Origin of the sequence: Streptomyces oceani, assembly GCF_001751245.1 — a bacterium.
GTDB classification, from domain to species: domain Bacteria; phylum Actinomycetota; class Actinomycetes; order Streptomycetales; family Streptomycetaceae; genus Streptomyces; species Streptomyces oceani.
Genome location: NZ_LJGU01000035.1, coordinates 1 through 317 on the forward strand (window position 1 = coordinate 1; position 317 = coordinate 317).

At 70.7% G+C, this 317-nt stretch carries 1 protein-coding gene; it reads left to right on the plus strand.

The window, feature by feature from the left end; all coding sequences use genetic code 11:
* Positions 1-317: acyltransferase domain-containing protein (locus tag AN216_RS00160; protein ID WP_139140802.1), on the plus strand; the 317-nt coding region annotated here is incomplete at both ends.

The following is a 317-nucleotide window of genomic DNA, read 5'->3' on the forward strand; positions in this document are numbered from 1 at the left end:
CCGGTCTTCGTCTTTCCTGGTCAGGGGTCGCAGTGGGTGGGGATGGGGCGGGAGTTGTGGGAGTCGGAGCCGGTGTTCGCGGCCTGTATGGACGAGTGTGCGGGGGCGTTGGCTCCGCATGTCGACTGGTCGTTGTGGGAGGTGTTGGGGGACGAGGCGGCGTTGGCGCGGGTGGATGTGGTGCAGCCGGCGTTGTGGGCGGTGATGGTGTCGTTGGCGGAGTTGTGGCGGTCGTACGGCGTGCGGCCGGCCGCCGTGGTGGGGCACTCGCAGGGTGAGATCGCCGCCGCGCACGTCGCCGGGGCCCTCAGCCTGGA